The 2,042-nt window shown below is 46.3% G+C and carries 2 protein-coding genes; both read left to right on the forward strand.

From position 1 onward, the window contains the following. Positions 1-1,042, forward strand: a 1,042-nt coding sequence (locus A3762_RS02720) for an FAD-dependent monooxygenase (protein WP_068753988.1), incomplete at its 5' end; no start/stop codon positions are given. A 16-nt stretch (positions 1,043-1,058) separates the two neighbouring features. Continuing rightward, positions 1,059-2,042 (forward strand): FAD-dependent oxidoreductase (locus tag A3762_RS02725; protein ID WP_068753990.1); only part of this gene is annotated, 984 nt, incomplete at its 3' end.

The following is a 2,042-nucleotide window of genomic DNA, read 5'->3' on the forward strand; positions in this document are numbered from 1 at the left end:
ATTAGGTAGCATCGAAATATTGAAAGATCTCGATCTATGGGATGCAGATTCAGTACAAGCAAATCCAATTAATACGGTTCATGTCTCCGAGCAGGGGCGAATGGGAACAACTCGAATTGCCAAAACAGATTTGCAGCTTGATGCCCTTGGCTATGTCGTTCCAAACATGGCCTTTGGTCAGTACTTATCTTCGCAGTTATTAGATAGCAAGGTAGATGTTCTTGATGGAGCCAATGTTTCGCAGGTTGTCATGCACGATACGCACGCTCAATTAATCGTTGCTCGTGACAATGGTGGCGCACAGGAGTTAAAAGCTAAGCTCGTCATCGCCGCGGATGGTGCCAACTCCCCGACAGCTCAGGGCTTGGGAATAGAGTACCAAATCAAGTCTTATGAGCAATTTGCCATTGTTGCAAACGTAGAGACGGAATTACCAAATGAAGGTGTTGCTTTCGAGCGCTTTGCTCGAACAGGTCCTTCAGCGCTTTTACCCCTCACAATCGATACGAGTGCTTTGGTATGGACCTTATCTGAGCAAGATGCAGAAGCCGCTATGAAATTAAATGAGCGTGATTTTGCGGACAAAGTTGCGCGTTTGTTTGGAGATCGTCTAGGACGAATTCTTAATGTGAGTAAACGGGTTTCGTACCCTTTGACTTTGAAGCAGGCTAAGGAGCCGGTTCGTTCTCGCTTTGTAGTGGTCGGGAATGCCGCGCATAGCTTGCACCCCGTAGCTGGGCAAGGGTTTAATTTAGCTCTTCGCGGTGTTGCTGGCGTGATTGAAGGTCTGAGGCAATCTAGTCGAGATGCGTATTGGAGTTATTCTGTCTTACAAAATATCGCGCAGCAGCATCAGCCTGAACAGCGTAAAATTGTGAGCTTTAGTGATCAACTGATTGATGTGTTTTCCCCAGAGTCACACATCCCAGCGCTAGCTCGTAGTGCTGGTTTAGTGACTCTGAATGGCTTATCGCAACTAAAGTCAGAGTTTGCAAAGCATGCAATGGGGCGAGCTCAGACATTTGATTTAGAACGCGCTTGAGAGAATTCGATAATTTATGTCTGAGCAAACGTCCTTAAACGATCAATCATTTGACCTCGCTATTGTGGGAGCGGGGATTGTTGGTGCAAGCGCTGCACTATGCCTAGGTCAACAAGGCTATCGTGTGGCTTTGATTGATCGACAATCACAACCTGATGTAGCCGTCGATATGAAGCGCTACTCTGTAAACGACTACTCGGCTAGAGTCAGTGCCTTGACGCCTGCAAATGTCGCTTTTTTTCATCGTTGTGGTGTTTGGGAGCATCTTCCTTCATCACTTGTGCAACCTTACCAAACTATGGAGGTTTGGGAGGAACTAGGCGGCGGTCGTATCCATTTTGATTCGGCTGAATATCAGGCCCAGGCGCTTGGATACATTATCGAGAATCATGTATTGCTGGCAGCTTGTATGAGAGCCATTGGCGAGCAAAACAATGTGCATACTTTCTTCGAGAAAGACATTACATCATGCGCCTTGATCTCTCGCGAGGGCGAGCAAGCTCGCGCCTATCAATTAAGTTTTTCTGATCAATCATCTGTGTATACGAATCTACTTATTGGCGCTGATGGTGCTAATTCTAGTATTCGTAAACAGCTGAATTTGGCGACGCGCGAATGGGATTATGATCAAGAAGCTATCGTTTGCACTGTCGAAATGGAAATGCCTCACGGTATGAAGGCGCGTCAGCGTTTTGCCGAGAGTGGCCCTGTAGCTTTTTTGCCCTTAAATAACTCAAGTACAGAAGGGGCTTCATCTGATGCTTCGTTTTGTTCCATCGTGTGGTCGATTGATACAAATAAAGCTGCGCATATTTTTTCATTGCCTGAAGTCGAGTTTAAACGTCAGTTGGCCGCACAAATAGAAGGTGAGCTAGGCGCGGTTAAGTCAGTATCTAAGCGATTTAAATTTCCTCTACGCCAACGTCATGCAAAGAGCTATGTTGCGGATCAAGCCATTTTGATGGGTGATGCTGCGCATAGTATTCATCCTTTAGCTGGC

It is taken from the genome of Oleiphilus sp. HI0125 (assembly GCF_001635355.1).